Raw genomic sequence first — 23,834 nt, forward strand, 5'->3', positions numbered from 1 at the left:
GGCAATCCCCTGGGCGGCCCGAAGGGGCGCATCTCAGGGGCGCGGGGAAGTGCGCGAGCAGCCACCCACTCACCCGCAGACGGACACCGCGCCCCCAGGGCCCCTCCGGCACCATGGGAGGCGTGACTGATATCCAGCTCATCGAGACCCCGGCCGGGGGCGCCCGGATCACCTGGCGTCGCGCGGCGAAGGCACGGCTGATCCTCGCGGTCAGCCACGGCGCCGGCGGGGGCATCGACGCACGTGATCTTCAAGCCATTGCCGGCGCACTGCCCGCGCGCCGCGTCACCGTCGCCCTCGTCGAGCAGCCCTGGCGCGTCGCCGGGAAGAAGGTGGCGCCCGCGCCCAAGACGCTCGACGTGGGGTGGCGGGGCCTCTGGCCCGCCCTCGCGGCGCAGGGGCTGCCCGTCGTCGCGGGCGGGCGCTCCGCCGGGGCCCGCGTCGCCTGCCGCACCGCCGCCGAGCTCGGCGCGCACGCCGTCCTCGCGCTGAGCTTCCCGCTGCACCCGCCCGGCCGCCCCGAGAAGTCCCGCGCGGACGAGCTGCTCGGTGCTGGAGTCCCCACCCTCGTCGTACAGGGTGGGAATGATCCGTTTGGACGGCCCGAAGAGTTCCCAGACGGCAAATACGGCCTCGTCGAAGTGCCCTTTGGGGACCATGGGTTCGCCATCCCCAAGCGTGCCTCCCTCAGCCAGGACGACGCCCTCGGCATCATCACCGAAGGCGTCGCGCAGTGGGTCGACGCCCTCTAGGGAATGCCGCGTACCGGGCCGATGTTGTGACGGACGTAAACATCCGTAGGCCTGGTATTTCGTGGAGAGGGAGTCCGTCGCATGGGTTCGACCATCTGCCCCAGCCGCTCGCGCGCCGCTGACCTGGAGTGGACGGTGCTGTCGGCGGCCAAGACCGCTCCTATTCGAGCGGCGGGCGGACCGGATCGTCGTCTATCCTCCGATTCGAGCGGGTCCAGCTTCGGACTCGCAACAGCGTTCGAGGAGGTGGGTCCGGTCACAGGGACCGACGACGGCCACGTGGAAGAGTCGACCGCCGAGCGAAACGCGCGCTTCGAGCGGGATGCCCTCGGCTACCTCGACCAGATGTACTCGGCCGCGCTGCGCATGACGCGCAACCCGGCCGATGCCGAGGACCTGGTACAGGAGACCTACGCGAAGGCGTACGGATCCTTCCACCAGTTCCGGGAGGGGACGAACCTCAAGGCTTGGCTCTACCGGATTCTCACCAACACCTTCATCAACTCGTACCGGAAGAAGCAGCGCGAACCCCAGCGCAGCGCCGCCGAGGAGATCGAGGACTGGCAGCTCGCGCGCGCGGAGTCGCACATGTCGACCGGACTGCGGTCGGCCGAGTCGCAGGCGCTGGACCACCTGCCCGACTCCGACGTGAAGGAAGCGCTCCAGGCGATCCCCGAGGAGTTCCGTATCGCCGTGTATCTGGCGGACGTAGAGGGCTTTGCGTACAAGGAGATCGCGGACATCATGGGTACACCCATCGGTACGGTGATGTCCCGGCTGCACCGGGGCCGCCGCCAACTGCGCGGAATGCTGGAGGACTACGCCCGTGACCGCGGGCTCGTCCCGGCCGGCGCCGGCGAGTCGGACGAAGCGAAAGGCTCGGGCTCATGAGCTGCGGAGAGCCGCACGAGACGGACTGCTCTGAGGTCCTGGACCATCTCTACGAGTTCCTCGACCACGAGATGCCCGACAGCGACTGCAACAAGTTCGAGGTGCACTTCGAGGAGTGCTCGCCGTGCTTGGAGAAGTACGGGCTCGAACAGGCCGTGAAGAAGCTGGTCAAGCGGTGCTGCGGGTCGGACGACGTACCCGCCGACCTCCGCTCCAAGGTCATGGGCCGGATCGATCTGATCCGCTCAGGGCAGGCCGTGCCCGATCAGGACATCGTCGCCGAGGGCTGAGCCGCAGGCAGTGCCACGGAAGGGTCGCGACTTCGGTCGCGGCCCTTTTTCCGTCACTCGAAGGTGCTAATCCGGCGGGACCTAAACGGTTCAATCCGACAATGCGCCTACTCGCCGTCCCGCGCGGGCCTATCCTCCCGATCCGGAGCAGGAGGGAGGCGTGCCATGGAAGGACCGCGGCGGCGGAGCCTGCCCTGGGGGGCGCGCGCCGTGCTGTCGGGCGCCGTCGTGGCCGCCGGGGCGTGCGCGTTACCCGTGGCGCGCGGAAACGTCCCCTGGGGCGCGTTCGGACTGCTCGCCGGTCTGTACGCGCTCTGCGAATGGCCCGCGCGCTGCCCCTTCCTCGTGGGGCGGGTCACCGTCCCGACCGGCTCCGGCTCGTTCTTCCCCGTCCTGCTCGCCGCCGCGTTCCTGCTGCCGCCCGCCGCCGCCGCGCTGGCCGCCGTCCCGGGCGCGCTCCTCGGCCCGGTCGAACAGCCGCCCCGGTCCATACGCCGCCTGTGGCGCGCCGCCCGGCTGGCGCTCGCCGTGGGCGCCGCCGCCGAGGCGCACCGGCGGCTCGGCGGGCGCGCCGCCCTCGGGGGCCCGGCCCTCGCCCCCGACTTCCCGTACGCCCTGCTGCCCGCCGGGGCCGCCGCGCTGGTCTTCTGCGCGGTCCTGGCCGCCCTCGACGGGTTGATCCTGTGGACCGCCGAGCGGCTGCCCGCCCGGACCGCCTGGCGCGGGCTGTTCCCGCGCTCCCTTGCCCCGTACTGCGTCCACGGGCTCGCCGGGCTGATGATGGCCGTGCTCTGGCGCAGCCCGTACGGCCCGCCCGCCGCCCTCCTGGTGCTGCTGCCGATGTACATCTCGTGCTGGGTCTTCGCCCAGTACCACCGCGAGCGCGCCGCCCACCAGGCCACCATCCGGGCCCTGGTGCAGGCCGTCGACATCAAGGACACCTACACGCGCGGCCACAGCGAGCGCGTCGGCCTCGCCTCCGTGCTGATCGCCCGCGAACTCGGCATGGACGAGAGCCGGTTGGAGGTGCTGCGGTTCGCCGGGATCCTGCACGACGTGGGCAAGCTGGGGGTGCCGACCCGGCTGCTGCGCAAGGACGGGCCGCTCACCCCGCAGGAGCGCGCGGTGATCGAGCTGCACCCCGAGTACGGCCATGAGATGGTGCGCGGCATCGGCTTCCTCGGCGAGGCGCGCGCCGCGATCCTGCACCACCACGAACGGCTCGACGGCAGCGGCTACCCGTACGGCCTGGCCGGGCCCCAGATCCCCGAGTTCGCCCGGGTGGTCGCCGTCGCCGACGCCTTCGACGCGATGACCTCGACCCGCTCCTACAGCCGCGCCCGGCCCGTCGGGGCGGCGGTCGAGGAGCTGGAGCGGTGCGCCGGGCGCCAGTTCGACCCCGTGATGGTGCGGGCGCTGGCGCGCGCGCTCGACCGGCACGGCTGGCACCCCGCGGTCACGGCGGACGAGCCGGACCGGGGCGGCGCCGCCGACAGCGGAAACGTCCCGGCCTGCGACGCCGCCCCGGCCGGGCACGCATGAGACGGGCCGCGCCGCGCCCGCTGCCGGTCACCGTCGCCGGGGTGTACGGGGCCGCCGCCGCGCTCACCGCCTGGGCGCTGGCCCGGACCCTCTGGTACGGGATCGACGAACCCGGGGTCGCCCTCGCCTTCGGGGCCCTGGTCGCGGTCGGCGAGCTGGTCCGCCGGGGCTCCCCGGGCGAGGAGCGCGAATCCGCGCCGCTCGGCTCGGCGGGCGCCCTCGCCTACGCCCTGCTCGGCCAGAACGCCGGGCACGCCACCCACCACGGCGTCCTCCAGGCCGTCGCCGTCGTCCTCGCCGCCGCCCTGGTCGGCGCGGTCCCGCACGTGGCCCTCGGTCGCGGCCCCAGCCTGGACCAGGTGGCCCGGCGGGTGCTGACCGTCGCCTTCGCCGCCGCCTGCTTCCAGCCGCTCTACAACTCCGGCACCCTGGAGCGCTGGGTCGGCCACGGCCCGTACTACGCGCTCTTCCTGCTCCTCGTCCTGGTGCTCACCGCGCTGTGCGACGCGGTCGTCGCCGCCGCGCTGCTGCGGGCCCGCACCTCCTTCCCGTACGGCCCGCTGCTCCGTGACGAGCTGCGCGCGCTGGTCGGCGTCGGCTCGGCGGTCTGCGCCACCGGGGCCGTCATCGCGCTCGCGGTGGCCGTCGCCGGGCTGTGGGCGCTGCCGCTGTTCTGCGTGCCGCTGCTCCTCACCCAGCTGGCGTTCCGCCGGTACGCGGCGGTGCGCACCACCTACCGGCAGACCATCACCTCGCTCGCCCGGGCCACCGAGATCGCCGGGTACACCCAGCCGGGCCACGCCCGCCGGGTCGCGGTGCTCAGCCGGGCCGTGGGGCGCGAGCTGGGGCTCTCCGAGCCCGAGCTGACCGTTCTGGAGTACGCGGCCCTGATGCACGACATCGGGCAGCTCTCGCTGGTCGACCCGGTGCCCGCGGGGGCCACCGCGCCGCTGCCCGCCGCCGAGCAGCACCGGATAGCCCTGCTCGGCGGGGCCGTGGTGCGCCAGACCGGGGTGCCCGCCGAGGTCGCGGTGATCGTGGAGCGGCAGGCCGACCCGTACCGCGAGCAGCCGCTGCCCGCCCGGATCGTGCGTACGGTCAACGCCTACGACGACCTGGCGGGCGCCCCGGGCGGCCCCGGGAGCTCGCTGAGCGCCCTGGAGCAGCTGCGGCTCGGGACCGGCCGGGACTACCAGCCCGAGGTCGTCGAATCACTCGCACGCGTCCTGGCCAAGGGCTGTCTGACCCTGGTGGCACCTGGGTAACCCAGGAGTAATGAGCGGCCTTCCGGCCGGGCATGGTTGGATGCGAAAGAACCCAGAAAACTGGGAGACCGAAAGACCGGCTCGGAGGCAGGTCGGTCTGGGCAGGCGGGAATCGTGAGGATCTTCGGCAAGGGACGGCACCGGCCCTCCGCCTCGTGGCGGCAGGCCACGGACCGTGCGTTCACGCTGATCGGCGACGGCAGGTACGAGGACGCCGGCGCGCTGCTGACGCGCGCCGCGGACCTGGAACCGTGGCTCTCCGAGTCCTGGTTCAACCTGGCGCTGCTGCACAAGTTCCGGCACGACTGGGAACAGGCGCGGGCCGCGGGCCTGCGCGCCGTCGCGCTGCTCGACAAGGAGACCGGGGCCCCCGACTGGTGGAACGTGGGGATCGCCGCCACCGCGCTCCAGGACTGGCCGCTGGCCCGCCGCGCCTGGCAGGCGTACGGCCTCAAGGTGCGCGGCTACCAGGAGACCGCCACCGGCACCGGCGAGCCGTCCGGCATGGAGCTGGGCAGCGCGGCCGTGCGGCTCTCGCCCGAGGGCGAGGCCGAGGTGGTGTGGGGCCGCAGGCTCGACCCGGCGCGGATCGAGGTCCTGTCGATCCCGCTGCCGTCCTCCGGGCGGCGCTGGGGCGAGGTGGTCCTGCACGACGGGGTGCCGCACGGCGAGCGGACGGTCGCGGCCGGGCCCTCCTTCCCGGTCTTCGACGAGATCGAGCTCTGGGCGCCCTCGCCGGTGCCCACCTGGGTGGTGCTCCTGGAGGCCGCCACCGAGGCCGACCGGGACGCGCTGGAGCGGCTCGCGGCCGACGCGGGCTTCGCCGCCGAGGACTGGTCCTCGTCGGTGCGGCTGCTGTGCCGGGCCTGCTCGGAGTCGCGGATGCCCAGCGACGAGGGCGACGGCGAACACCTGGACCCGCACGACCACAGCGAGCCGGGCCACCCGGGCCCGCTGGGCCACCGCACGGCCGGTGACCTGTGGGTGCCCGAGCGCGAGTGCGGGATCGCGGCGCCGCCCGGCCTGGTGCGCGGGCTGCTCGACGGCTGGGTCGCGGACAGCCCCGACAGCCGCGAGTGGCGGGATCTCGAAGAAGTCTGCTGACCGTGCCCGTAGGCTGTACGGGTTCGGAATCGGGTTTTCAGGAAGGCGTACGGCGGACATGTCGCAGCAGGAGACGGACCAGCAGGTCGAGAACGACGGGTTCGTCGTCGACACGGAGGACTGCGAGGAGCGCGAGCAGGCGTACCGCGCGCGGGGCACGTCCCGGCCGATCACGGTCGTCGGCAACCCGGTGCTGCACAAGGAGTGCAAGGACGTCACCGAGTTCGACGACAAGCTCGCCGCGCTGATCGACGACATGTTCGCCAGCCAGCGCACCGCCGAGGGCGTGGGCCTGGCCGCCAACCAGATCGGCGTCGACCTCAAGGTCTTCGTCTACGACTGCATGGACGACGAGGGCGTGCGCCACGTCGGCGTCGTGTGCAACCCGGTCCTTGAGGAACTGCCGGCCGACCGCCGCGTCCTGGACGAGTCCAACGAGGGCTGCCTGTCCGTCCCGACGGCCTACGCCGAGCTGGCCCGCCCCGACTACGCCGAGGTCAGCGGCCAGGACGCCGAGGGCAACCCGATCCGGGTGCGCGGCACGGGCTACTTCGCCCGCTGCCTCCAGCACGAGACGGACCACCTGTACGGGTACCTGTACATCGACCGGCTCTCCAAGCGCGACCGCAAGGACGCGCTGAAGCAGATGGCCGAGGGCACCCCGCGCTACGAGGTCGTTCCGAACGCCTGACCTCGCCACAGAGCCGAAAAGGGGCCCCGCACCACGAATGGTGCGGGGCCCCTTCACGTAAAGAGGACTAGAACTCCTCGTCGAAGCCCACCGAGCCCTCGACCGCGACCTGGTACGCGGACGGGCGGCGCTCGAAGAAGTTCGTGAGCTCCTGGACGCCCTGGAGCTCCATGAAGGAGAACGGGTTCGACGAGCCGTACACCGGGGCGAAGCCGAGGCGCTGCAGGCGCTGGTCGGCGACGCACTGGAGGTACTCGCGCATCGACTCGGTGTTCATGCCCGGCAGGCCCTCGCCGCACAGGTCGCGGCCGAACTGGAGCTCGGCCTCCACCGCTTCCTTGATCATGTCGGTGACCTGCTGCTGGAGCAGGTCGTCGAAGAGCTCGGGCTCCTCCTTGCGGACGGTGTCCACGACCTCGAAGGCGAAGTTCATGTGCATCGTCTCGTCGCGGAACACCCAGTTGGTGCCGGTGGCGAGGCCGTGCAGCAGGCCGCGGCTGCGGAACCAGTACACGTAGGCGAAGGCACCGTAGAAGAACAGGCCCTCGATGCAGGCCGCGAAGCAGATCAGGTTGAGCAGGAAGCGGCGGCGGTCGGCCTGCGTCTCCAGGCGCTCAAGCTTTTCCACCTCGTTGATCCACTTGAAGCAGAACTGCGCCTTCTCGCGGATCGAGGGGATGTTCTCCACCGCGTCGAACGCCGCCGCGCGGTCGTCCGGGTCGGGCAGATAGGTGTCGAGCAGCGTCAGATAGAACTGGACGTGCACGGCCTCCTCGAAGAGCTGACGGCTCAGGTAGAGCCGCGCCTCGGGGGAGTTGATGTGCTTGTAGAGCGTCAGCACCAGGTTGTTCGCCACGATCGAGTCGCCGGTCGCGAAGAACGCGACCAGCCGGCCGATCATGTGCTGCTCGCCCGGCGACAGCTTGGCGAGGTCGGCGACGTCGGAGTGGAGGTCGACCTCCTCGACCGTCCAGGTGTTCTTGATGGCGTCGCGGTAGCGCTCGTAGAAGTCCGGGTAGCGCATCGGACGCAGGGTCAGTTCGAAGCCCGGGTCGAGCAGGTTTTTATTGAGCACAGTCTTGTCGGAGTTGGAGCTCATTACTGGCAGGCCTCGCAGGACTCGGGGTTTTCGAGGGAGCAGGCGATCGCGTCGGCGTCGGGGGCCGCCTGCTGCACGGGGATCGGGGTGGTGGCCTGGGCGGCGCGGGCGATCCGGGTCGCCGGGCGCGAGCGCAGGTAGTACGTCGTCTTCAGACCCTGCTTCCAGGCGTACGCGTACATCGACGACAGCTTGCCGATGGTGGGCGTCTCCAGGAACAGGTTCAGCGACTGCGACTGGTCCAGGAACGGGGTGCGGGCCGCCGCCATGTCGATCAGGCCGCGCTGCGGGATCTCCCACGCCGTGCGGTAGAGCGCGCGCACGTCGGCGGGGATCCAGCTGAAGTCCTGGACCGAGCCGCTGGCGTCGCGCAGCGCCTCGCGGGACTGCGCGTCCCACACGCCGAGCTTCTTCAGGTCCTCCACCAGATAGCCGTTGACCTGGAGGAACTCACCCGACAGGGTCTCGCGCTTGAACAGGTTGGAGACCTGCGGCTCGATGCACTCGTAGACACCGGCGATGGACGCGATGGTCGCGGTCGGGGCGATCGCGAGCAGCAGCGAGTTGCGCATGCCCACCGAGGCGATCCGCTCGCGCAGCGCCGCCCAGCGGTCCGGCCAGTTCGGCTCGACGTCGTAGTGGTCGGGGTGCAGCACACCGCGCGCGGCACGGGTCTTGTCCCACGCGGGCAGCGGGCCCGAACGCTCGGCCAGGTCGCAGGAGGCCTCGTACGCGGTGAGCATGATGCGCTCGGCCAGCTTGGTGGAGAGCGCCTTCGCCTCGGGGGAGTCGAAGGGCAGGCGCAGCTTGAAGAAGACGTCCTGGAGGCCCATCGCGCCCAGACCCACCGGACGCCACTTGGCGTTGGAGCGGCCGGCCTGCTCGGTCGGGTAGAAGTTGATGTCGACGACGCGGTCCAGGAAGGTCACGGCGGTGCGGACGGTCGCGTCCAGGCGCTCCCAGTCGATCTCGCCGGAGGCGAGGACGAAGGCGCCGAGGTTGACCGAGCCGAGGTTGCAGACGGCCGTCTCGCCGTCGTCCGTGACCTCGAGGATCTCGGTGCAGAGGTTGGAGGAGTGGACCGTGTGGCCCGGCTCCGCCGTCTGGTTGGCGGTGCGGTTGGAGGCGTCCTTGAAGGTCATCCAGCCGTTGCCGGTCTGCGCCAGGGTGCGCATCATCCGGCCGTACAGGTCCCGCGCCGGGATCGTCTTCTGGGCGAGACCGGCTGCCTCGGCCTTGCGGTAGGCGGCGTCGAACTCGTCGCCCCACAGGTCGACCAGCTCGGGCACGTCGGCGGGGGAGAACAGCGACCAGGTGCCGTCCGCGTCCACCCGGCGCATGAACTCGTCCGGGATCCAGTGCGCCAGGTTCAGGTTGTGCGTACGCCGGGCGTCCTCACCGGTGTTGTCGCGCAGCTCCAGGAACTCCTCGATGTCCGAGTGCCAGGTCTCCAGGTAGACCGCCGCCGCGCCCTTGCGCCGCCCGCCCTGGTTGACGGCCGCGACCGAGGCGTCCAGCGTCTTCAGGAACGGGACGATGCCGTTGGAGTGGCCGTTGGTGCCCCGGATGAGCGAGCCGCGCGAGCGGATGCGGGAGTACGAGAGGCCGATGCCGCCCGCGTGCTTCGAGAGGCGGGCCACCTGGTGGTAGCGGTCGTAGATCGAGTCCAGCTCGTCCTGCGGCGAGTCCAGCAGGTAGCAGCTGGACATCTGCGGGTGGCGGGTGCCGGAGTTGAAGAGCGTGGGGGAGGACGGCAGGTAGTCGAGACGGCTCATCAGGCCGTACAGCGAGGCGACCTCGTCGAGCGCGCGCACCGAGTCGTCCTCGGCCAGGCCCGCCGCGACCCGGAGCATGAAGTGCTGCGGGGTCTCGATGACCTGGCGGGTGATCGGGTGCCGCAGCAGGTAGCGCGAGTAGAGCGTGCGCAGGCCGAAGTAGCCGAAGCGGTCGTCGGCGCCGGCCGCGAGGGAGTCCGCCACCAGCGTGTCCAGGCGGGCCGCGTGCAGCCGTACGAAGTCGGCGGTGCGGTCCGCGATCAGGCCCTCGCGGTGGCCGACCTCGACCGACTCGGAGAACGTGACCGAGCCCTGGGTCGCGGCCTCCTCGGCGATCGTGACCGTCAGCAGCCGGGCGGCGAGGCGGGAGTACGCCGGGTCCTCGGAGATCAGACCGGCGGCGGCCTCGGTGGCGAGCCCACGCAGCTCCGCCTCGTCCGAGCGCGCGTTGCGGCCGCGCAGCGCGGCGGCGGCGACACGGCCGGGGTCGGTGTCCGGCAGATCGGCGGTGAGGTCGGTCAGGGTCCGCAGCAGCGCGGTCCCGGGGGCATCGGCCGGCTCTTCGGCGATCGCTGAGGCGGGATCCGCAGGGGCGATGGTCACGTGGGGGCACTCCTCGCTCGGCACGGGGCCTTGGGGAGCGTGCGGGCACACGGAGAGACCCCTCGCGGGGGTACGCCGCGTCCACCTGCCCATTCCGCGAGGCCCTGGACGTCTGGCACCCGGGCCGGCCGGCCAGGGCGCGCTGTCGGCAGGTCCTCGGACTGACCAGGTACGCAAATGCGTACGAGTACACCGTTGCGGGACAGTTCCGGATTTGCACCGGATTCCCCTGCGGCGACAGCGAGCACGAGCATACATCTTGTGCCGCGCCTTGTTGGCGCCCCCACATGTTGTGTCGGGGTGAAACCGTGGAGTGGCAGAGCGTCAACTCGTCTTCCCTGAAAGCGACAACGGGCCGCCGGGATTCCCGGCGGCCCGTGTGCGTTCGGTGAAGGCTCGGCTCAGTGCGTCGAGCCCGCCGTCGCCGGGGGCAGTTCCGTCTGTACGCCCGGGTCGCCCGCGTCCGCCGTGTAGTCCTCCGGGGACGTCTCGTCGACGCCGTCGGGGGCCTTCAGGGCTCGCAGGACGACCGTGAGGACGACCGTCACCGCGACGTTCAGGAGGAACGCCGTGAGGCCGATGTAGCCGATCTCACCGATGCCGGGGATCTCCTTGGAGCTGCCGCCGAAGTGCTTCTGGGTGGGCGAGGCGACCCCGTACGCGGCGAGCGTGCCGTACGCCATGCCCACCGCCCAGCCCGCCAGCAGTGCCCAGCGGTGGAACCAGCGGGTGAACAGACCGCCGACCAGGGACGGGAAGGTCTGCAGGATCCAGATGCCGCCGAGCAGCTGGAAGTTGATCGCGACCGTCTTGTCCATCGTCAGGACGAAGACCAGCGCGCCCACCTTCACCAGCAGCGAGACCAGCTTGGACACCTTGGTCTCCTGCTCCGGCGTGGCGTCCGGCTTGATGAAGTCCTTGTAGATGTTGCGGGTGAAGAGGTTCGCGGCCGCGATCGACATGATCGCCGCCGGGACGAGCGCGCCGATCCCGATCGCGGCGAACGCCACGCCCGCGAACCAGTCCGGGAACATGTCCTCGAACAGCTGCGGGATCGCCAGCTGGCCGTTCTTGACCTTGACCCCGGCCGCGATCGCCATGAAGCCGAGCAGCGCGAGCAGACCCAGCATCAGGGAGTACAGCGGCAGGATCGTGGTGTTGCGGCGGATGACGTTGCGGCTGCGGGAGGAGAGGGTCGCCGTGATCGAGTGCGGGTACATGAAGAGCGCCAGCGCCGAGCCGAGGGCGAGCGTCGCGTACGTCCACTGCCCGGCCTCGGGGGGCACCAGCGCGCCCGTCGGCTTCCCGGCCGCGTTGGGCGTCTCGAACTTGTGCCGGGCCGCCGCGAAGATGTCGTCGAAGCCGCCGAGCTTGATCGGGATGTAGATGATCGCCACCAGGATGACGATGTAGATCAGCGTGTCCTTCACGAACGCGATCAGTGCGGGGGCGCGCAGACCCGAGGAGTACGTGTACGCGGCGAGCACCGCGAACGCGATGAGCAGCGGCAGGTCCTTGACGAACCAGTTGCTGGAGCCGCCGATGCCCATCACGTCGAGCACCGCCTGGATGCCGACCAGCTGGAGCGCGATGTACGGCATCGTGGCGAGGATGCCGGTGACCGCGACGGCGAGCGAGAGGCCCTTGGAGCCGAACCGGCCGCGCACGAAGTCCGACGTCGTCACATAGCCGTGCTTGTGCGACACCGACCAGAGCCGGGGCAGGAACGTGAAGATCAGCGGGTAGACCAGGATCGTGTACGGCACCGCGAAGAACCCGGCCGCGCCCGCCGCGTACACCGCCGCCGGAACCGCGACGAACGTGTACGCGGTGTAGAGGTCGCCGCCGAGCAGGAACCAGGTGACCCAGGTGCCGAACGAGCGGCCGCCGAGCCCCCATTCGTCCAGGCTCTGCTCGTTCTCGGCGCGGCGCCAGCGGGCGGCCATGAAGCCGATGACCGTGACGGCCAGGAAGAAGAAGATGAAGACGCCGAGCGCGACGCCGTTCACTCCGTCGTTGGCTGCGAGAGTCACTTGCCCTCACCCGCCTTGCGGCCCTGCTGGTCGTGCTGCCACAGCTTGTACGCGAGCATGGTGAGCGCGGTCGAGATGACCACCCAGAGCATCTGGTACCAGTAGAAGAACGGGATCCCGGCGAGGGCCGGATCGGCCTTCGCGTACGAACCGACCCAGAGCATCGCCACGAAGGGCGCGATCAGGCAGAGGGCGATGACCACGCGCGCGGGCGTGATCACCGGTCTCCGCTCTTGCGTTGATTCCGGCATACGTTGGCTCCGTCCCCTCACTTCACCTGTGTAATGCGCAGGAAATCTAGGGGACGGATAACCGTCGCGAAACCCCCGTCCGGATAGCGGACGTGGCGAAAGAGCGCGGAGTCGGTGCAGGCCGGAGGCTATTTCCGGCTATGTCAGTCGGTGGGCCGCTTGAGGCGCGCGACGAATTTGTAGCGGTCGCCCCGGTACACCGAGCGCACCCACTCCACCGGTTCGCCGTTTCCGTCCAGCGAGTGGCGGGAGAGCATCAGCATCGGCAGGCCCACGTCCGTGCCGAGCAGCCCGGCCTCGCGCGGGGTGGCCAGCGACGTCTCGATCGTCTCCTCGGCCTCGGCGAGCCGCACCCCGTACACCTCCGCGAGGGCGGTGTAGAGGGAGGTGTACTTGACCAGCGAGCGGCGCAGCGCGGGGAAGCGCTTGGCCGACAGATGGGTCGTCTCGATCGCCATCGGCTCGCCGCTGGCCAGCCGCAGCCGCTCGATGCGCAGCACCCTGCCGCCCGCCGCGATGTCGAGCAGCCCGGCCAGCGTGTCGTCGGCGGTCACGTAGCCGATGTCCAGGAGCTGGGAGGTCGGCTCCAGGCCCTGGGCGCGCATGTCCTCGGTGTACGAGGTGAGTTGCAGCGCCTGGGAGACCTTGGGCTTGGCGACGAACGTGCCCTTGCCCTGGATGCGCTCCAGGCGCCCCTCGACCACCAGCTCCTGGAGGGCCTGGCGCACGGTGGTGCGGGAGGTGTCGAACTCGGCGGCCAGGGTGCGCTCGGGCGGCACCGGGGTGCCCGGCGGAAGGGTCTCCGTCATGTCGAGGAGATGCTTCTTGAGGCGGTAGTACTTGGGCACGCGAGCGGTACGGGCGCCGGCGCCCGCCTCTGTCTCCGTACCGCTCCCGTCGGTGGCCATGGCCCGCCTTCCCGAGTGCTGCGCTGCTGCCGTCACCGGCTCCTCCGTCTGTCGCGGCTCACATGGTGGCACGGACCGGTCACGGGTCGTCGCCCTCCCTCAGGTGTCGGTCCGATAACGGACGCGACAGCCCTTCTTATACACCCTTGACACCCCTAAAGGTCTAGGCCAAGCTCCGGGTACTGGTCTAAACCATTAAAGACCAGGTCCCAGCCCCACAGGCAGTACACGGCGTATGTCTTCGCGGTGGGCGGGGGGTTGCAGCATCCCTGAGGAGGGTGGCGTGAAGCGCAAGCTCATCGCGGCGATCGGCGTCGCGGGCATGTTGGTCAGCATCGCGGCGTGTGGCGACGACGACAAGAAGGACGACGGCGCCAAGGGCGGCGACGCCAAGTCGCTGACGGTCTGGCTGACGGTCGACGCGCAGAAGAACTGGCCGGACCTGGTGAAGGCGGCCGACGACGCCATCGTCGCCAAGCACCCGGGTCTGAAGATCAGCCACGAGTACTACGGCTGGCCGGACAAGAACGCCAAGCTCGACGCGGTGCTCGCCACCGACAAGGCCCCCGACGTGGTCGAGATGGGCAACACCGAGATGCTCGCCTACTCGGTCAAGGGCGCCTTCGCCGAGATCGACCCGTCGAAGTTCGACAACTCCTCCGCCTGGCTCGACGGCCTCAAGGCCTCGGTCACGTACGACGGCAAGACCTACGGCGTCCCCTACTACGCCGGTGGCCGCGTGGCGACCTGGCGCAAGGACATCGCCGCCGAGGCGGGCGTGAGCGCCACCCCGAAGACGTACACCGAGCTGACCGCCGACCTGGACAAGATCCAGGAGAAGAAGGGCGACAAGTTCAGCGCCTGGTACCAGCCCTCCCGCGACTGGTACGCGGCCATGTCGTACGTGTACGACGCCGGCGGCTCCATCGCCAAGGAGGACGGCGGCAAGTTCAAGGCGAACCTGTCCTCGCCGGAGTCCCTCAAGGGGCTGAACGAGTACAAGAACATCCTCGGCAAGTACATGCACGGCGACAAGACCAAGGACGAGGCCGACCGTCCGATCGTCTACGGCCAGGGCAAGTCCGCGCTGATCTTCGGCGCCGGCTGGGAGGGCGGCACCGCCGCGACCCCGGAGAACGACAAGGTCGGCAAGCTCGCCGACAAGATCGAGAACTTCGTGATGCCCGGCCCGTCCGGGAAGGCCATGCCGGTCTTCCTCGGCGGCTCGGACCTCGCCGTCCCGGTCAAGTCCAAGGCGCAGGCGCTCGCGGCCGAGTGGATCAACGCGTTCACCGGCACCCAGGGCCAGAAGGGCCTGATCGCCAAGCAGAACCTGCCCAACAACAAGACGGACCTCGCTCCGCTGAAGTCGGACCCGAAGACGGCCGTCCCGGCCACCGCGGCCGAGTCCAGCTGGTTCGTGCCCATGGCGCCGGGCTGGGGCCAGGTCGAGAAGGCCAAGGTCCTCCAGGACATGCTGCAGGCCATCGGCACCGGCAAGAAGTCGGTCGAGCAGGCCGCGAAGGACGCGGACGCCGCGATCGACAAGGTCATCAACACCAAGTGACCTGTGGGCGAGGGCCCCGTCGGAGAGCGACGGGGCCCTCGCCCGGCCAGTACCGGAGAGGGACCGCTAGGAGCGCGCGATGAGTGCCGCAGAGACAACCACCGCCAAGGTGCCGCCGGCGCGGCGCGACCCACGACCGGGTGGGGAATCCGGGAAGCCCCCGAAGGGACCGGGCAGAAAGCGCAGTGCGGGACAGGCGGCGGTGCCCTGGGCGCTGCTCGCCCCCTGCCTCCTGGCGCTCGCCCTCGTCCTGGGCTATCCGCTGGTACGCCTGGTCACCCTGTCCTTCCAGAAGTTCGGGCAGCCGCAGCTCTGGGGGTTCAAAGACCCGGAGTCGGTCGGCTTCGACAACTTCACCAAGGTCCTGGGCGACAACGAGTTCTGGACCGTCGTCGTCCGCACCGTCCTGTTCGCCTTCACCGCGGTCGTGCTGACCATGGTGCTCGGCATGCTGATCGCCCTGCTGCTCCAGCGGGTCTCCGGCTGGGTGAAGACCCTGGTCAACATCGCCCTGGTGGCGAGCTGGGGCATGCCCATCGTCGTCGCCATCACCATCTTCAAGTGGATGTTCGACACCGACTTCGGCGTACTGAACTGGCTGCTCAGCCAGTTGCCGGGGATGGACATGATCGGCCACAACTGGTTCGCCAGCGGCACCCAGGGCCTCGCCGTCATCATGCTGCTCGTGGTCTGGGGCGCGGTGCCGTTCGTCGTCATCACGCTGAGCGCGGGCCTCACCCAGGTCCCCAAGGAGCTCGAAGAGGCCGCCCGGCTCGACGGCGCCGGCGCCTGGGGCGTCTTCCGGCACGTCACCCTGCCGATCCTCAAGCCCATCATCGTGATGCTCGCGACCCTCTCGGTCATCTGGGACATGGGCGTCTTCCCGCAGGTCTTCGTGATGCGCGGCAACCACCCCGAGCCCGAGTTCCAGCTCCTCACCACGTACTCGTACGACAAGGCGTTCGTGGTCAACGACTACTCGCAGGGCGCCGCGATCGCGCTGCTCACCGTGCTCCTTCTGCTCGGTGTGATCGCCGTGTACATGCGCCAGATGCTGAAGATCGGAGAGGTGGAGTAACCGATGGCTACCTCTACCCCGGCGCTCAAGCGCCCCAAGGGCAAGAAGTCCAAGCTCGGCTGGAACCTGCTCGGCCTGCTGGTCTTCGCCACCGCGGGCTTCCCGGTCTACTGGATGCTCAACACGGCGCTCAAGCCGTCCAAGGACGCGATCGACCCGAGCCCGCACTTCTTCCCCCGGTCCTTCACCCTGGAGAACTTCCGCCGGGCGCTGGACATCGGTGACTTCTGGGGCTCGATCGGCCGCTCGCTGATCGTCTCCGTCGTCGTGGTGGTCATCGGCATCGCGGTCGGCCTGCTGGCCGCGCTCGCCATCTCGCGGTTCGCCTTCCGCGGCCGCAAGGTCGTGATCATCGGCATCCTGGCGGTCCAGATGGTCCCGCTGGTCGCGATGATCATCCCGGTCTTCCTGCTCCTCAACGACCTCGGCCAGTACGACAAGTTGTCCGGCCTGGTCCTCACCTACCTCACCTTCATCCTCCCCTTCACGGTCTGGACGCTGCGCGGCTTCATCGTCAACGTCCCCAAGGAGCTGGAGGAGGCGGCGATGGTCGACGGGTGCAGCCGCACCGGCGCCTTCATGCGCGTGGTCTTCCCGCTGCTGGCCCCGGGCATGGTGGCCACCTCGGTTTACGGCTTCATCCAGGCGTGGAACGAATACCTCTACGCCCTGATGCTGATGAGCCAGAACCACCAGACCGCCACCGTCTGGCTGTCCAACTTCACCACCCAGCACGGCACCGAGTTCGCCCCCATGATGGCCGGCTCCACCATGATGGCCGTCCCCATCGTGGCTCTGTTCCTCCTCGTCCAGCGCAAGATGGCCGCGGGTCTGACGGCCGGCGCAGTGAAGGGATAACGCCGCCCCATGACGACGATCGCACGCAGCACCGACACACTCACGCGCGACGCCCTGACCGTCCTGCAGCCCGGTTTCGTCGGCACCACCGCCCCCGACTGGCTGCTGCGCCGGATCGGGGAGGGCCTCACCTCGGTGGGCCTGTTCGGCCGCAACATCGCCACCGCGGACCAACTGGCGGCGCTGACCGCCCAGTTGCGGTCCGAGCGGGACGACGTCCTGGTGGCCATCGACGAGGAGGGCGGGGACGTCACCCGTCTGGAGGTCCGCACGGGCTCGTCGTTCCCGGGCAACCTGGCGCTGGGTTCGGTGGACGACACGGACCTGACCCGCGCGGTGGCCCACGAGCTGGGCCGCCGCCTGGCGGCCTGCGGAGTGGACCTCAACTGGGCCCCGTCGGCGGACGTGAACTCCAACCCCGACAACCCGGTGATCGGCGTACGGTCCTTCGGCGCCGACCCGCAGCTCGTGGCGCGGCACACCGCCGCGTACATCGAGGGGCTGCAGTCCGCCGGAGTCGCCGCCTGCACCAAGCACTTCCCGGGCCACGGCGACACGGCGGTCGACTCGCACCACGCGCTGCCGCGCATCGACGCGGACCTGGACACGCTGCACGCCCGTGAACTGGTGCCCTTCCGCGCCGCGATCGCCGCGGGCTCCAAGTCGGTCATGAGCGCGCACATCCTGCTGCCCGCGCTCGACCCGACCCGCCCGGCGACGCTGAGCCCGCGCGTCCTGACCGGACTGCTGCGCGAGGAACTCGGCTACGACGGGCTGATCGTCACCGACGCCGTGGAGATGCAGGCCATCGCCTCGACGTACGGGATCGAGCGCGGCTCGGTCCTCGCGATCGCGGCCGGGGCGGACGCGCTGTGCGTCGGCGGCGGGCTCGCGGACGAGGACACCGTGCTGCGGCTGCGGGACGCGCTGGTCGCGGCGGTACGGGCCGGTGAACTGCCCGAGTCGCGCCTCGCCGACGCGGCGGCCCGGGTCCGCGCGCTCGCGTCCTGGACGCGGGAGGCCAGGGGGAGCGTGGCGGGGCCGGGCGCGGCGGAGGGGGCCGCGTCCGGTTCCGACATCGGGCTGGTGGCGGCGCGGCGGGCGCTGCGGGTGACGGGTTCTGCCGCGCCCCTTTCGGCCCCGCCGTACGTGGCGTCCTTCACTCCCGTGGCGAACATCGCGGTCGGGGACGAGACGCCGTGGGGGGTGGGGGTGGAGCTTTCGGCTCTGCTGCCGGGGACTGTGACGGGTACGTACGGTCCATCGGCGGACCCCGCGTCGGTGCTGGCCGCGGCTGGTGGGCGGCGGATCGTCGCCGTCGTCCGCGACGAGCACCGCCATCCGTGGATGTCCTCGGCCCTGTCCGCGCTGCTGTCGGCGCGTCCGGACACGGTGGTGATCGAGATGGGGGTGCCGCAGGCTGCGGCGCGGGGTTCCGTCCACATCGCGACGCACGGGGCGGCAAGAGTCTGCGGCCGAGCGGCCGCCGAGGCTTTGCTCCCCACCCCACCCCTTCCCTAAAGCCCTCGGGCGGACGGCCGAGTTCGTCGGCTGCGGACCGTGGTGGGTTGCTCGCGCAGTTCCCCGCGCCCCTTAAGTGCGCCCCTTCGGAGCGCTTCTAGGGGCGCGGGGAACTGCGCGACCAGTTGGGGACGGCCCGCAGACAAACGGAGTCCAGGGGTCCGGGGGCGTAGCCCCCGGGAAAACACCTCCGCCCCCTCCCGCCCCCGGAGGGTTTAGGGAAGGGGCGGGGTGGGGGGTCCTACAGGCCCTGCCACGTCGGCTTGTTGGCGTACGTGTGGCGGAAATAGTGCGCAAGCTTCAGCTTCGACGCAGCCGCCTCATCCACCACCACGGTGGCGTGAGGGTGCAGCTGGAGCGCCGAGGCGGGGACCACGGAGGCCACCGGGCCCTCCACGGTCGCCGCCACCGCCTCAGCCTTCCCCTCACCCGTCGCCAGCAGCACCAGATGCCGCGCCTCCAGGATCGTCCCGATCCCCTGCGTGATCACGTGGTGCGGCACCTGCTCGATGTCGTCGTCGAAGAAGCGCGCGTTGTCCACCCGCGTCTGCTCCGTCAGCGTCTTGATCCGGGTACGGGACGCCAGCGACGAGCACGGCTCGTTGAAGCCGATGTGCCCGTCGGTGCCGATCCCCAGGATCTGGAGGTCCACGCCCCCGGCCGACGACAGCGCCCGGTCGTACGCCTCGCACGCCGCCTGGACGTCCGCCGCCGAGCCGTCCGGCCCGATGAACGAGTCCGCGCCGAGCCCGAGCGGCTCCACGACCTGGCGGATCACCGTGGCGCGGTAGGACTCGGGGTGCCCCACCGGCAGCCCGACGTACTCGTCGAGCTGACAGACCCGGGCCCGCGACACGTCCACCGCACCCGCCGCGACCTTGGCCGTCAGCGCGTCGTAGATGGGCAGCGGGGTCGAGCCGGTGGCCACGCCGAGCAGGGCGTCGGGCTTGCGGCGCCACAGGGCCGCGATGGACTCCGCGATGAGCTCGCCGCCCGCCTTGGCGTCCGGGACGATGACAACTTCCACGTGGGCCTGCCGATCTGGAGACGTAGAGACGTAAACCAACCAGGGTGGTATAGACCAATCTAGCAGAGTGGGCGGCCCGCCCGCTGGCGGTCGCGCCTTCTGCCATGGTCGACTGGAGGGGTTTCGGCAACGCGTACACGGACCGCCATTTGGAGGCATTGCGCATGTCGTCCCCGATGTCGTCGGCGCACAGCGAGGCGCACAGCGAGCAGCCCGGCCGGATCATGCACGGCGAGATGGCGGAGCAGCCCGCCGTACTGCGCCGCATCCTCGCCGACGGCGCCCCCCGCATCCGCGAGGTCGCGGCCGCGATCGCCGCCCGAAAGCCCCGCTTCGTCCTGCTGACCGCCCGCGGCACCTCGGACAACGCCGCCCTGTACGCGAAGTACCTGATCGAGATCCGGCTCGGGATCCCCTGCGGACTGACCTCGATGTCGACGATCACCGCGTACGGCGCCCGGCCCGACCTCAGCGACGTCCTCGTCATCACCGTCAGCCAGTCCGGCGGCTCGCCCGACCTCGTCGACTCCACCCGGGCGGCCCGCGCGGCGGGCGCGATCACGCTGGCCTTCACCAACAACGCCGACTCGCCGCTCGCGGCCGTCTCCGAGCACCACATCGACATCCTGGCCGGGCCTGAGAAGGCGCTGCCCGCGACCAAGACGTACACCGCCTCGCTGCTCGCCCTCTACCTCTTCGTCGAGGGCCTGCGCGACGGCGACGTCTCGGCCGCCGGGGCGCTGCCGGAGCTCGCGGACCGGATCCTGGCCCGGCAGGACGAGGTGAGGGCGCTGGCCTCCCGCTACCGGTTCGCCGAGCGGATGGTGATCACCTCGCGGGGGTACGGCTATCCCACGGCGAAGGAAGCCGCCCTCAAGCTGATGGAGACGAGCTACATCCCCGCCCTCTCCTACTCCGGCGCCGACCTGCTGCACGGCCCGCTGGCCATGGTCGACAACATCTCGCCGGTGATCGCGGTGGTCACCGACGGCCGGGGCGGCCAGGCGCTCCAGCCGGTGCTCGACCGGCTGCGCGGCCGGGGCGCCGACCTCTTCGTCGTCGGCCCCAAGCCGCAGGTGGACGCGGCTTCGGCGGGTTTCGTGCTGCCGGTCGAGGGCGTCCCCGAGGAGCTCCAGCCGATCCTGGAGATCCTCCCGCTCCAACTCCTCGCGTACGAGGTCACCATCGCCCGCGGCCAGGACCCGGACGCCCCGCGCGCCCTGGCGAAGGTGACCGAGACCCACTGATCGCGGGCTACGGCAGCGAGCCGCCCGTCGCGTCGATCCACTGGCCCGTCACCCAGCGCCCGTCCGCCGAGGCCAGGAACGCCACCACGTCCGCGATGTCGGAGGGTTCGCCGACCCGGCCGAGCGCCGACATCGCCGCCGCGCCCGCCCACGCCTCGTCACTCGCGCGCAGCCAGTCCGCGTTGACGTCGGTGTCGACGATGCCCGGGGCCACCGAGTTCACGGTGATGCCCCGACTGCCCACGATCTTGGACAGGTTGCGGGTGAACACGTCGAGCGCGCCCTTGGTCATGGCGTACGCGATCAGGTCCGGCAGCAGCGCCGACTTGGAGGCGCCGGAGGAGATGTTGATGATCCGGCCGCCGTCGCGCATCCGCTCCAGGCCGAGCTGCGCCAGGAAGAACGGCGCCTTCGCGTTCACCGCGAACACCCGCTCGTACTCTTCCTCCTCGATCTCCCCGAAGGTGCTGGCCGTGCCGATGCCCGCGTTGTTGACCAGGATGTCCACCCCGTCCGCGTGCCGGTCGAAGGCCGCCCACAGCGCCTGGGCGTCGCCGGGGACGCCCAGCTCCTGGCCGAGGGCGAAGGCCGAGCCGCCCGCCTCCTCGATCGCGGCGACCGTCTCCTTGGCGGCCGCCTCGTTGCTGCCGTAGTGGACGGCGACCCGCGCCCCGTCCCGGCCGAGCCGTTCCGCGATGCCCCGGCCGATGCCCCGGCTGCCGCCGGTGACCAGTGCCGTCCTGCCCGTGAGTGCGCCCATGGCGTACGTCCTCCCCGTGAACAAAAATCTGTAGCGCTCGCTACAGAACGAGAACGTAACACATTCTCTAGTGGTCGCTATAGAATTCGTCCATGACCACCGGACAGCGCGGCCGCCCCCGCTCCTTCGACCGTGCCCGCGCGCTCGACCAGGCCACGCTGACCTTCTGGGAGCACGGTTACGAGGCGACCTCGGTGGCCGGGCTGACCCGGGCGATGGGCATCGGGGCGCCCAGCCTGTATGCCGCCTTCGGTGACAAGAAGGCCCTGTTCGACGAGGTCGTGGGGGCGTACGGGCAGACGTACGGGGTGTTCATCCGCCGCGCCTTCGCCGAGGAGTCCGGTGCGCGGGCGACGATCGGGCGGATCCTGCGCGAGGCCGCCACCGAGTTCACCCTGACGGGCCGCCCGCGCGGCTGCCTGGTGCTCAGCGCCGCCGTCAACTGCACCTCCAGGGAGGTCGAGGAGGCCCTGCGCGAGGTGCGCGACGGCAACCTCGCGGAGTTCGAGCGCCTGATCGCCGCCGACGTCGCGACCGGCGCACTCCCCGCCGGAACCGACCCCCGCGCCCTCGCCCGCTTCAGCGTGGCCGTCTTCCAGGGCATGTCCCAGCAGGCCAGGGACGGCGCATCCGAGGAGGAGCTGGCGGCCGTGGCCGAGCTCGCCATGCGCGGCTGGCCGGAGCAACGGGACTAGGCCTGGACGGCTGGACGTGGCAGGCTCGGCACCGGCTGGAGCAGGGCCGTCAAATGGATGGACAGTGAGGAATGGTCTAGTCCACAATGGCCCGAGCAGGCCTCCGGCCTCCCCGCACAGGAGGCCGGACAGAGGTACGCGGCGCTCTCTGCCCTGACAGCGCCGAGCACCTCCCGTAAGGCCGAGGGGCACCGCACACCACTCGGCCGGCAGTTCCGGGCTGCGGTGCCGGACGGGCCGAGGGTCCCGACCCGGCGCCGTAGCCCGCGCGGGTACCCTCGCTGACGTGCCCTCCATGAACGACCTCGTACGTCAGCACACCGCTCTCAGTGAATCCGACCTGGAGTGGCTCCATCTGCTGGTCTCGGAGTGGCAGCTGCTCTCCGACCTCTCCTTCGCCGACCTCGTGCTGTGGGTGCCCACCCTCGACGGCACCCGGTACGTCTCGGTCGCGCAGATGCGGCCCAACACCGGCCCCACCTCCTACCAGGACGACATGGTCGGCCACCTCGTCCCGCGCGGCCGCCGCCCGCTGCTCGACGCCGCGCTCGACGAGGGCCGGATCGTGCGCGAGGGCGACCCGGAGTGGCGCGAGGAGGTGCCGGTGCGGGTCGAGTCCATCCCCGTACGCAGGGAGGGCCGCGTCCTCGGAGTGATCGCGCGCAACACCAATCTGCTCACCGTGCGTACACCCTCCCGCCTTGAGCTCACCTACCTCCAGTCCGCCTCCGACCTGGCGCAGATGATCGCCGCCGGGTCCTTCCCCTTCCCGGGGCAGCAGGTCGACATGGACGCGTCGCCGCGTGCCGGCGACGGGCTGATCAGGCTGGACGCGGACGGCATCGTCCAGTACGCCTCGCCGAACGCCCTCTCCGCGTACCACCACCTCGGGCTCGCCTCCGACCTCGTCGGCCAGCACCTCGGCGAGCTCACCGCCCAACTCGCGCCCTCGCGCGGCCCGGTGGACGAGGCCATCGCCAAGCTGGCCAGCGGCTACGCCCCGCGCGAGACCGAGGTCGAGGGCAGCGGCGGGGTGATCCAGCTGCGGGCCATCCCGCTCAAGCCCAAGGGCACCCGCATCGGTTCGCTCGTCCTGCTCCGGGACGTCACCGAACTGCGCCGCCGCGAGCGCGAGTTGATCACCAAGGACGCCACCATCCGGGAGATCCACCACCGGGTGAAGAACAACCTCCAGACGGTCGCGGCCCTGCTGCGCCTGCAGGCCCGGCGGATCGACTCCGAGCAGGGGCGCGAGGCGCTGAACGAGGCGGTGCGGCGGGTCGGCTCGATCGCGATCGTGCACGAGACGCTCTCGCAGAACCTGGACGAGCGCGTCGAGTTCGACGAGATCGCCGACCGGGTGCTGGCGATGGTGGCGGAGATCTCCCCGGGCAAGGTCGGCTGTCGCCGTACGGGACGGTTCGGCATCCTGGACGCGGAGGTCGCCACCCCGCTCGCGATGGTGCTGACCGAGATCCTCCAGAACGCGCTCGAGCACGCCTTCGCCCAGGGGGAGCAGGGCACGGTAGAGGTCTCCGCGGTGCGCGGCGGCACCCGCGAGGACGCCCGGCTGCTGATCACCGTGCGCGACGACGGCCGGGGGCTGCCCGAGGGCTTCGACCCGCAGAAGGCCGGGAACCTCGGCCTCCAGATCGTCCGCACCCTGGTCGAGGGCGAGCTCGGCGGCGCCTTCGACATGGTGGCGGCGCCGGAACGGGGCACCCAGGTGGTGCTCGACGTGCCGGTGCGGGCCGACAAGTAACCCGTACGCCCGCACAACGGGCACAAACAGCAGCGAGCCCCGGACCGCGAACGGTCCGGGGCTCGAATGCTGTGGGTTACTGCTGCGCGCTGCGGCTCGGGGGGCGGTGAGTGCG

The 23,834-nt window shown here is 70.8% G+C and carries 21 protein-coding genes and 1 riboswitch; of the genes, 14 read left to right on the plus strand and 7 right to left on the minus strand.

Annotated elements, in window-relative coordinates; all coding sequences use genetic code 11:
* The first annotated feature begins 113 nt into the window (after nt 1–113).
* The 7 genes from IE252_RS16020 to def all read left to right on the plus strand — a co-directional run bounded on the left by IE252_RS16020 (nt 114) and on the right by def (nt 6,535).
* Complete coding sequence (locus tag IE252_RS16020; protein ID WP_190090057.1) at nt 114–752, plus strand: alpha/beta hydrolase family protein; 639 nt, start codon at nt 114–116, stop codon at nt 750–752.
* A gap of 246 nt (nt 753–998) precedes the next feature.
* Entirely contained in the window at nt 999–1,643 is a 645-nt protein-coding gene (locus IE252_RS16025; protein ID WP_180357259.1) for a sigma-70 family RNA polymerase sigma factor, read from the plus strand.
* On the plus strand, nt 1,640–1,933 hold the full coding sequence (gene rsrA / locus IE252_RS16030) for a mycothiol system anti-sigma-R factor (RefSeq protein ID WP_101389996.1): 294 nt from the start codon (nt 1,640–1,642) through the stop codon (nt 1,931–1,933). The genes IE252_RS16025 and rsrA overlap by 4 nt, the downstream gene beginning before the upstream one ends.
* A gap of 165 nt (nt 1,934–2,098) precedes the next feature.
* Nucleotides 2,099–3,475, plus strand: a complete 1,377-nt coding sequence (locus tag IE252_RS16035; protein WP_190090058.1) for an HD-GYP domain-containing protein — start codon at nt 2,099–2,101, stop codon at nt 3,473–3,475.
* Nucleotides 3,472–4,740 (plus strand): HD-GYP domain-containing protein, encoded by a 1,269-nt coding sequence (locus IE252_RS16040; protein WP_190090059.1) that lies wholly within the window; start codon nt 3,472–3,474, stop codon nt 4,738–4,740. The genes IE252_RS16035 and IE252_RS16040 overlap by 4 nt, the downstream gene beginning before the upstream one ends.
* Before the next feature lie 114 nt (nt 4,741–4,854).
* Complete coding sequence (locus IE252_RS16045) at nt 4,855–5,844, plus strand: tetratricopeptide repeat protein (RefSeq protein WP_188275983.1); 990 nt, start codon at nt 4,855–4,857, stop codon at nt 5,842–5,844.
* 58 nt (nt 5,845–5,902) lie between these two features.
* Nucleotides 5,903–6,535, plus strand: a complete 633-nt coding sequence (def, locus tag IE252_RS16050; RefSeq protein ID WP_190090060.1) for a peptide deformylase — start codon at nt 5,903–5,905, stop codon at nt 6,533–6,535.
* Between the two features lie 67 nt (nt 6,536–6,602).
* On the opposite strand, the gene IE252_RS16055 is transcribed toward def, so the two are convergent.
* The 5 genes from IE252_RS16055 to IE252_RS16075 all read right to left on the minus strand — a co-directional run bounded on the left by IE252_RS16055 (nt 6,603) and on the right by IE252_RS16075 (nt 13,204).
* A complete protein-coding gene (locus IE252_RS16055) occupies nt 6,603–7,634 on the minus strand; it encodes a ribonucleotide-diphosphate reductase subunit beta (protein ID WP_190090061.1) in 1,032 nt (343 codons plus the stop codon).
* A complete protein-coding gene (locus IE252_RS16060) occupies nt 7,634–10,012 on the minus strand; it encodes a ribonucleoside-diphosphate reductase subunit alpha (RefSeq protein ID WP_190090062.1) in 2,379 nt (792 codons plus the stop codon). Before IE252_RS16060 ends, IE252_RS16055 begins: the two co-directional genes overlap by 1 nt.
* Before the next feature lie 130 nt (nt 10,013–10,142).
* Nucleotides 10,143–10,266: riboswitch (cobalamin riboswitch) on the minus strand.
* Nucleotides 10,267–10,413: 147 nt separating this feature from the next.
* Nucleotides 10,414–12,045, minus strand: a complete 1,632-nt coding sequence (mctP, locus tag IE252_RS16065; RefSeq protein WP_229848422.1) for a monocarboxylate uptake permease MctP — start codon at nt 12,043–12,045, stop codon at nt 10,414–10,416.
* On the minus strand, nt 12,042–12,296 hold the full coding sequence (locus IE252_RS16070) for a DUF3311 domain-containing protein (protein WP_190090063.1): 255 nt from the start codon (nt 12,294–12,296) through the stop codon (nt 12,042–12,044). Before IE252_RS16070 ends, mctP begins: the two co-directional genes overlap by 4 nt.
* A gap of 143 nt (nt 12,297–12,439) precedes the next feature.
* A complete protein-coding gene (locus tag IE252_RS16075) occupies nt 12,440–13,204 on the minus strand; it encodes a GntR family transcriptional regulator (protein ID WP_190090064.1) in 765 nt (254 codons plus the stop codon).
* Nucleotides 13,205–13,487: 283 nt separating this feature from the next.
* Here IE252_RS16075 and IE252_RS16080 point away from each other — a divergent pair, with 283 nt between their 5' ends.
* The 4 genes from IE252_RS16080 to IE252_RS16095 all read left to right on the plus strand — a co-directional run bounded on the left by IE252_RS16080 (nt 13,488) and on the right by IE252_RS16095 (nt 18,228).
* The gene (locus tag IE252_RS16080) at nt 13,488–14,771 is read left to right on the plus strand and encodes an extracellular solute-binding protein (protein ID WP_190090065.1); all 1,284 of its coding nucleotides are present in this window, start codon (nt 13,488–13,490) and stop codon (nt 14,769–14,771) included.
* Nucleotides 14,772–14,850: 79 nt separating this feature from the next.
* A complete protein-coding gene (locus tag IE252_RS16085) occupies nt 14,851–15,849 on the plus strand; it encodes a carbohydrate ABC transporter permease (protein WP_190090066.1) in 999 nt (332 codons plus the stop codon).
* A gap of 3 nt (nt 15,850–15,852) precedes the next feature.
* Nucleotides 15,853–16,707, plus strand: a complete 855-nt coding sequence (locus IE252_RS16090; RefSeq protein WP_190090067.1) for a carbohydrate ABC transporter permease — start codon at nt 15,853–15,855, stop codon at nt 16,705–16,707.
* A 9-nt stretch (nt 16,708–16,716) separates the two neighbouring features.
* Nucleotides 16,717–18,228, plus strand: coding sequence for a glycoside hydrolase family 3 protein (locus IE252_RS16095; protein WP_190090068.1), 1,512 nt, complete (start codon nt 16,717–16,719; stop codon nt 18,226–18,228).
* Between the two features lie 241 nt (nt 18,229–18,469).
* Here IE252_RS16095 and nagB read toward each other — a convergent pair whose 3' ends face one another.
* Entirely contained in the window at nt 18,470–19,255 is a 786-nt protein-coding gene (gene nagB / locus IE252_RS16100) for a glucosamine-6-phosphate deaminase (protein WP_190090069.1), read from the minus strand.
* Between the two features lie 164 nt (nt 19,256–19,419).
* On the opposite strand from nagB, the gene IE252_RS16105 reads away from it, so the two are divergent.
* A complete protein-coding gene (locus IE252_RS16105; protein WP_373298556.1) occupies nt 19,420–20,502 on the plus strand; it encodes an SIS domain-containing protein in 1,083 nt (360 codons plus the stop codon).
* A gap of 7 nt (nt 20,503–20,509) precedes the next feature.
* Here the strand turns inward: IE252_RS16105 and IE252_RS16110 are convergent, their stop codons facing one another.
* The gene (locus IE252_RS16110; RefSeq protein ID WP_190090070.1) at nt 20,510–21,262 is read right to left on the minus strand and encodes an SDR family oxidoreductase; all 753 of its coding nucleotides are present in this window, start codon (nt 21,260–21,262) and stop codon (nt 20,510–20,512) included.
* Between the two features lie 92 nt (nt 21,263–21,354).
* Here IE252_RS16110 and IE252_RS16115 point away from each other — a divergent pair, with 92 nt between their 5' ends.
* Nucleotides 21,355–21,957 (plus strand): TetR/AcrR family transcriptional regulator, encoded by a 603-nt coding sequence (locus tag IE252_RS16115; protein ID WP_190090071.1) that lies wholly within the window; start codon nt 21,355–21,357, stop codon nt 21,955–21,957.
* 295 nt (nt 21,958–22,252) lie between these two features.
* A complete protein-coding gene (locus tag IE252_RS16120; RefSeq protein WP_190090192.1) occupies nt 22,253–23,719 on the plus strand; it encodes a sensor histidine kinase in 1,467 nt (488 codons plus the stop codon).
* The last annotated feature ends 115 nt before the right edge of the window (nt 23,720–23,834 follow it).

Source organism: Streptomyces melanogenes (assembly GCF_014649795.1).
GTDB lineage: Bacteria > Actinomycetota > Actinomycetes > Streptomycetales > Streptomycetaceae > Streptomyces > Streptomyces noboritoensis.

Excerpts from the sequence above, each read along its gene's own strand:
- IE252_RS16110 (WP_190090070.1), bottom strand. The coding sequence starts at position 21,262 with ATGGGCGCACTCACGGGCAGGACGGCACTGGTCACCGGCGGCAGCCGG.
- IE252_RS16020 (WP_190090057.1), top strand. The coding sequence starts at position 114 with ATGGGAGGCGTGACTGATATCCAGCTCATCGAGACCCCGGCCGGGGGC.
- def (WP_190090060.1), top strand. The coding sequence starts at position 5,903 with ATGTCGCAGCAGGAGACGGACCAGCAGGTCGAGAACGACGGGTTCGTC.
- IE252_RS16115 (WP_190090071.1), top strand. The coding sequence starts at position 21,355 with ATGACCACCGGACAGCGCGGCCGCCCCCGCTCCTTCGACCGTGCCCGC.
- IE252_RS16105 (WP_373298556.1), top strand. The coding sequence starts at position 19,420 with ATGTCGTCCCCGATGTCGTCGGCGCACAGCGAGGCGCACAGCGAGCAG.
- IE252_RS16075 (WP_190090064.1), bottom strand. The coding sequence starts at position 13,204 with ATGGCCACCGACGGGAGCGGTACGGAGACAGAGGCGGGCGCCGGCGCC.
- IE252_RS16120 (WP_190090192.1), top strand. The coding sequence starts at position 22,253 with ATGAACGACCTCGTACGTCAGCACACCGCTCTCAGTGAATCCGACCTG.
- IE252_RS16035 (WP_190090058.1), top strand. The coding sequence starts at position 2,099 with ATGGAAGGACCGCGGCGGCGGAGCCTGCCCTGGGGGGCGCGCGCCGTG.
- IE252_RS16055 (WP_190090061.1), bottom strand. The coding sequence starts at position 7,634 with ATGAGCTCCAACTCCGACAAGACTGTGCTCAATAAAAACCTGCTCGAC.
- IE252_RS16090 (WP_190090067.1), top strand. The coding sequence starts at position 15,853 with ATGGCTACCTCTACCCCGGCGCTCAAGCGCCCCAAGGGCAAGAAGTCC.
- rsrA (WP_101389996.1), top strand. The coding sequence starts at position 1,640 with ATGAGCTGCGGAGAGCCGCACGAGACGGACTGCTCTGAGGTCCTGGAC.
- IE252_RS16095 (WP_190090068.1), top strand. The coding sequence starts at position 16,717 with ATGACGACGATCGCACGCAGCACCGACACACTCACGCGCGACGCCCTG.
- IE252_RS16040 (WP_190090059.1), top strand. The coding sequence starts at position 3,472 with ATGAGACGGGCCGCGCCGCGCCCGCTGCCGGTCACCGTCGCCGGGGTG.
- IE252_RS16085 (WP_190090066.1), top strand. The coding sequence starts at position 14,851 with ATGAGTGCCGCAGAGACAACCACCGCCAAGGTGCCGCCGGCGCGGCGC.
- IE252_RS16070 (WP_190090063.1), bottom strand. The coding sequence starts at position 12,296 with ATGCCGGAATCAACGCAAGAGCGGAGACCGGTGATCACGCCCGCGCGC.